This window comes from Paenarthrobacter sp. NPDC089714 (assembly GCF_044748905.1).
Classification (GTDB): domain Bacteria; phylum Actinomycetota; class Actinomycetes; order Actinomycetales; family Micrococcaceae; genus Arthrobacter.
The window spans coordinates 1-5,695 of sequence record NZ_JBIVGX010000034.1; the positions used below are offsets into that span (position 1 = coordinate 1).

A 5,695-nucleotide genomic window follows, 5' to 3' on the forward strand; every position below is an offset into this window, starting at 1 on the left:
GCCAACCCCAACAACCGGGCCCCCTTATTCGGGGACTCACGCCGCGCCAACGCCACCTGCGCCCCCACACCCCTACCCCGCTCCGAAACAGGAACACCCGCAGCGGCCTGCTCCCGGCGCTGGGCCACATCAAACGCCACAGCCACCCTCGCCTGCGCCGCCGACACCGCCGACTTCACATCCTCCAACCCCCGCAACTGATCAACCAACGCCCCGCTGTCGCCCGCGGGCTCAAGCGCACCAACAACTGCGATCAAATCCGCAATCGACCAGCCCACCGCCAAGGAGCGTTCCACAGACGCATGACCGAAGGCAGCAGCAACCCCGGCAGCGCCACCAACACCACCACCCAACTGCCCCGAAAACCCGTCCATACCCCCACTCTTCCAGCCCCACAACCCCCGAATAAGACCACAAACGAGCCATGTGGAAACACCCCCTGTAAACGCACAGCGACTGCTCCTCCACAACCAGAGGGCGCAGACTGTGGGTTGCCCGATCAACGTTGTCTGGTAGGTGACAGAAAAGGCGACAAGCCTGTGCCGATGTCCTCAAGGCCGTTCTGGGTTCGACGTCGGCCCAATAACGCGGTAGCCGGTAATCCACTCCTGTAACCAACACCTCGCCTGACTCGAAACGCCCCCGCAAGGCAGCAGAGAGAGCATCGGAACGGCGGAGCCCCACGAGTGAAAGGAACTGACCCATTCGGCAAGCAGCGCAACGGCGGAGCCCTACGAGTGAAAGGACTGACCCATTCAGCAAGCCGCGGTTTGGCGGCCTTCGCGCCCTATTCGGGGCTAGCCGTGGGGGCGCCGTCCAACGGCGTCCACCACGTCACCGGCGGGGCGACCTTGAAGCGGCGTCCCGTCACCGTGCTGGGGGTAATCCGGATGAACTGGTCCTTTTGTCCGGCCTCCCAGGGAAAGAGCAGGAGCCCGATGGTATCCAGGACGTCCTGGGTGAGTTTCACCGCCGTCGCCTGCCCCTTTGCCACGACGCTCCAGGCGATGCCGGTATCCGGGTCGACACCGTCGGCCTCGATGGCAACGGGAGCATCGCTGAGTGCAGCGTGGAGTTTGGTGCCCTCACCCGTACGGAAAACCATGGTTCCGTGATCAACTTTGTAATTCACGGGAAAGATGTCCGGATGGTCGTCCACCAAGACCGCCAAACGGCCCACGGAAACACCGCGGAGGAGTTCCCAGCATTCATTGGCCTGCAGAATTTCCGTGCCGCTACCGGGCGCTGAGTTCGTCATACCGCAGAGGATACGCCGGAGCGCACCCGCCGAACAGGGCGCGCAGACCTCTCCGGATCAGCGAACCAACTCAGGCGTTGACTGGTTCCCGGGCCGGGGTTCGGCAGGCATTTCGACGCTGGCTACGGGACCTCGGATGGCAAGGTATCCCGCCCCGGCCAGGACCAACGCTTCTGCCGCCAGCGCAAGGAACGTCGCCTCCCAACCACCGGTCCAAGTGTGCAACAGGCCGGCCGCCAACGGACCGAGCGACGCCAGCGCAAATCCAAACCCCTGGCTCATTGCGGAGAGCTTTCCCGCGGATTGGGGTCCCGCCGAACGGATCACCACCAACGCCATGCCCAGGCCGAACCCGGCGCTCTGGACCACTCCCAGCACCCCAACCATCGGGAATTGCAAGGCCGCCGGCACCAGCAGCACACCGATCAAGGCGACGGCCACAGAGAGGCCGAGACCCGGAGCCAGGACACGGAGGACCCTTGGACGACCAGCCAGGACCGGGGCCAGCAGGCTCGCAGGAAGGCCGGCCAAGCTGAACCAGGCAAGCAGTGCGGCAGCGCCGGCCGGTGAGAGCCCTTTGGAGGTCAGGTATACAGCCAACCATGAGGTGATGGCGAAGTAGAGCATGGCCTGGAGCCCGAAAAATGCCGTTACTGCCCACGCGGTGCGCTGCTTTCGCAAGGGGGGCGCCATTTGTGAAGCGTCCGACGTCGGCACGCGGCTGCCTGCTGCTCGCTCGCCACCTGCTGTGGTGGCCTGGGCGCGCGCGCCGGGTGCCGACGTCGGCACGCGGCTGCTTGCTGCTCGCTCGCCACCTGCTGTGGGGGCTTGGGAGGGCGTGCCGGGTGCCGCCGTCGGGCGGCTGCCCGTCGCTGGGCCGGGTCCCGCCGTGGCAACTTGCGTGGCAACGCCGGGCGCCGCCGAAGCAACTTGCCTGGCAAAGCCGGGTGCCGTCGTCGGGCCTCCCGCGCGGAAGATGAGGGCGGCGCCGGCGACGGCCGGGAGAGCCCAGACGCCCAGCGCCCAGGCGAGGCTGCCCCCAAAGGCGTGCTCAAGGGGTTGCACCAGTCCGGCGCCAAGGGCGGCGCCGAGACCGAAGCCCATGGTGCACAACCCCGTCCACCACCCGGTGCCATGATTGGCCTTCACGATCTGGGGCACCAGGACACTGGCGGTCATGATTGCTGCCCCGGCGAGGAAGGTGCCGGGAAGGAGCAGGGCCGGAACCATGACGCGAAGCACCAGTGCCACCGCCAGCACCACCAAGGCGAGGGCGACGGTAGGACCGGTGCCCACCTTCCGCGCAAGCCAAGGGGCTATCGGACCGGACACGCCAAAGGCCAGGACGGGCAAAGTACCCAGCAGCGGCAGGAGCGTCGGGTCCAGCCCAAACGCGCCGTTCACCTGGTTCATGACGCCGGCGACGGTAGTGATGGTGGGCCGCAGATTCACGGACACCAGCACCAGCGCGAGCAACACAAGCCACGGAGCAACACGTCCGCCCCAGAAAGACCGCTTCATCGCGCCCTACCTACTCCTAGATTATTTGGTATACCAAACAAGAGTAGGGTGTGGTCTAACGAAAGTAAACTGGCGTTAGTGAAGCACGCGAAGTATGACTCAAAGGGTTAGCTGAACACTTGGAATACCAGAAGCGCTAAATGGCTTTCCCCGGATTCAGGATTCCTGAGGGGTCGAACAGCTCCTTGATGCGACGCTGGAGTTCCCGCACAGGCTCGGGCTGTTCAAGTCCAAGCCAGCGCAGTTTGTACTGGCCCACGCCGTGTTCACCCGTAATGGTGCCACCCATCTCCAGCCCCACGCGGATGGACTCGTCAAGTGCCGCGTTCAAGCGGACCAGAGCATCGGCGTCGGAGGCAGGATCCACCCGGTCCAACCAGAAGGTGGGGTGGAGGTTGCCGTCGCCGGCGTGCGCCACCACCTTGAGCCGCACGTCATGCCGGGCAGCCATGGCCTCAAGCTCAGCCACAAAGTCCACCAACCTGGAGCGGGGTACGGCGATGTCTTCTCCCACACGGAATTCATCGTCCACTTCCACGCCGCGGCTGTTGCGCCGGAGGTCCACCAGCATGTCGGCCTCTTCACTGGCCTCCATGGTGACCGTCGCGCCGCCGTCGGACAGTACTTGGCGCACCACCGCGGCCTCGGCCGCTGCACCGAAACCGTCAGTCTGGATCAGGAGCAACGACTTGCCCCGGGCCTGCAGGTCCGAACCGTTGAGTTCATCGAGTTGAACCAGGGTGCCGTTGTCCAGGAGCTCCATGATGGCCGGCTGAACGCGTGCTTTGCCGACAGCCAGCACGCCGGCGGCTGCGCTGCGGAAGTCCTGGTAGAAAGCGGCGATGGTGTGGACCTCGCGCGGCAGGTATTTGAGACGAACCGTCACGCCGACCACAATTCCGAGGGTTCCTTCGGAGCCCACCAGCAGGGCCGTGAGATCGTAGCCGGCCACACCCTTGAAGGTCTGGTGGCCGGTGTGGATCAACGAACCGTCCGCGAGCACCACATCCAAAGCGAGGACGGAATCGCGCGTCACACCGTATTTGGCGCACCTCAGTCCACCCGCGTTGGTAGCCACATTGCCGCCGATGGTGGACATCTTGTAGCTCGCGGGGTCCGGGGCGTACATCAGTCCGTGGTGGGCGGCGGCCGCGTTCAGCTCGGCGTTGATGACGCCAGGTTCGACGACGGCGGTCTCGTCGTCAGCGTTGAGCTCCAGGATGCGGTTCATTCGTTCAAGGCCGAGCACGATGCACCCGCGGGTAGCGTGCGCTCCGCCCGATACCCCCGTCCCCGCGCCGCGCGGGACGATGGGAATCTGGTGGGCCGCACACGCGCGCACGATGTTCTGGACGTCCTCCACTGATTCCGCCCAGACCACGGCCAGGGGAACGTGCCGTTCCAGCAGCGGACCTTGGTCAGCCGAGTAGATGGTGCGGGTGTCTTCGTCTTCCACCACTTGGTCCGGCCGCAGTACTGCATTCAGCTCCGCAAGGAAAGACCTCCGCGCCTGGGACTCCGAACCGGCTTCCCCGCCACCAATGGTGCGTTCCTTGATGCCTTCTGCTGTTGTAGCGGCCATGGCCGTTTCATCCGACAAGGTGGTTCCTCCACACATGAGCACCGCGGACACGCCAAATCGGCAGTCTTCGCAGTGTTTTAGGTGCTCACCAGTCTAATCAGTACCAGCAACTTCCACCGCCGCATCCCCGGCCACGGCAGAGGCGAGTTGCTTCTCCATGAAAAGCTCTTGCTTGTTTGGGTCCAAGGGATAAGGCTTGCTTTCCCCTGTCAGCTGGAAACCATGGCGTTTGTAAAAGGCCATGGCCCGCTGGTTGTCCTGGTGGACGCCCAGTTCCAAGGACCACGCTCCCAAGTCCGCAACAGCTGCCTGGCACGCATGCGCCAGCATCTGATCGGCCAATCCCAAGCCCCTGTACTCAGGGGCAACATAGACGCTGATCAACATGCCCTGCAACGGGCGGCCTGGATCCTGGGGATGTTTCACCACCACGCGCATCAGTGCTCGGATCCTGGAACCCGGCCCATCCTCGTCAGCAACGAGCGTGACACTGTCCTCGGCCGACATGGCGGAAGCCCGCTCCAGCCATTGCGTATCAGTCTGCCGGCGGGCCGCCTGCAGACTCTCCACGTACGCCATGGGAGTGTCAGCCAACATCTCCAGACGAACGGCTTTCAGCAGGGGCCAATCCTCGGGGCGCAGGCGCCGGATACTAGGCACCGGCTCCGCCCATGAACCGCGAATAGTTTGCGAGCACGCCGGGCCAGCCCTCTGCGTAGGAGGCCCTGGTGGCGGCAGGATCCTCGGCGCCCTCCCAGCCATCATGCACCAGGCGCACCTCCGTACCGTCATCAACGGCCCGGAAAGCAACCCTCAACTCAGTGGACCACAGTGGCGTGCTGGCGGGATACCAGCTGGCATGGAAGGACAGGGGCGGTTGCCAATCGTCGATGGTGCCCCAAACGGACGTCTCTCCGGCCTCGGAGGTCTCCAGGATGAGGTTCTCTTCGAATTCCACGTGCGAGCCGGCACCGTAGACGCTGTGCTCCTCCAACGGCCACCACAGGTGGGGGTGGTCAGTGAAACCCATGAAGGCATGTTGGATAGTGGCAGGTACAACGATGGTGAATATCAAGGGCTCGAGCTGATCCGCGTCGGGCCGCGGCTCCGTGCTGTCCGACTCGGGATGGCTGAAAAGACTGTCCATGATCATCAACTCTACCCGCGCCAGTAAAAGCGTCAGGAGCGTTAAACAGCTACTGCCCAGACCGTCGTGGTCTGGGCAGTAGCTCTAAATAGTGTCCGGCGGTGTCCTACTCTCCCACACCCTCCCGGGTGCAGTACCATCGGCGCTGTGGGTCTTAGCTTCCGGGTTCGGAATGGGACCGGGCGTT

General features: G+C 64.4%; 5 protein-coding genes, 1 rRNA gene and 1 pseudogene. All 7 read right to left on the minus strand.

The annotated features are described in order from the left end of the window. Positions 1–374, minus strand: a pseudogene (locus ACIPY3_RS23045) (HNH endonuclease); the annotation flags it as partial. Between the two features lie 413 nt (positions 375–787). Next, on the minus strand, positions 788–1,258 hold the full coding sequence (locus tag ACIPY3_RS23050) for a pyridoxamine 5'-phosphate oxidase family protein (protein WP_397326694.1): 471 nt from the start codon (positions 1,256–1,258) through the stop codon (positions 788–790). Positions 1,259–1,315: 57 nt separating this feature from the next. Further along, on the minus strand, positions 1,316–2,779 hold the full coding sequence (locus ACIPY3_RS23055; protein WP_400337867.1) for an MFS transporter: 1,464 nt from the start codon (positions 2,777–2,779) through the stop codon (positions 1,316–1,318). Between the two features lie 136 nt (positions 2,780–2,915). Beyond that, entirely contained in the window at positions 2,916–4,361 is a 1,446-nt protein-coding gene (locus ACIPY3_RS23060; RefSeq protein ID WP_400337876.1) for an FAD-binding oxidoreductase, read from the minus strand. Positions 4,362–4,454: 93 nt separating this feature from the next. Then, positions 4,455–5,021, minus strand: coding sequence for a GNAT family N-acetyltransferase (locus tag ACIPY3_RS23065; RefSeq protein WP_400337870.1), 567 nt, complete (start codon positions 5,019–5,021; stop codon positions 4,455–4,457). Continuing rightward, positions 5,014–5,508, minus strand: coding sequence for an SRPBCC domain-containing protein (locus ACIPY3_RS23070; RefSeq protein ID WP_400337873.1), 495 nt, complete (start codon positions 5,506–5,508; stop codon positions 5,014–5,016). Before ACIPY3_RS23070 ends, ACIPY3_RS23065 begins: the two co-directional genes overlap by 8 nt. Positions 5,509–5,601: 93 nt before the next feature. Further along, positions 5,602–5,695 (minus strand): 5S ribosomal RNA (rrf, locus tag ACIPY3_RS23075); the annotation flags it as partial.

What these genes read in the sequence shown, in the direction of transcription:
- ACIPY3_RS23050 (WP_397326694.1), bottom strand. Translation starts at nt 1,258, where the DNA reads ATGACGAACTCAGCGCCCGGTAGCGGCACGGAAATTCTGCAGGCCAAT.
- ACIPY3_RS23055 (WP_400337867.1), bottom strand. Translation starts at nt 2,779, where the DNA reads ATGAAGCGGTCTTTCTGGGGCGGACGTGTTGCTCCGTGGCTTGTGTTG.
- ACIPY3_RS23060 (WP_400337876.1), bottom strand. Translation starts at nt 4,361, where the DNA reads ATGGCCGCTACAACAGCAGAAGGCATCAAGGAACGCACCATTGGTGGC.
- ACIPY3_RS23070 (WP_400337873.1), bottom strand. Translation starts at nt 5,508, where the DNA reads ATGGACAGTCTTTTCAGCCATCCCGAGTCGGACAGCACGGAGCCGCGG.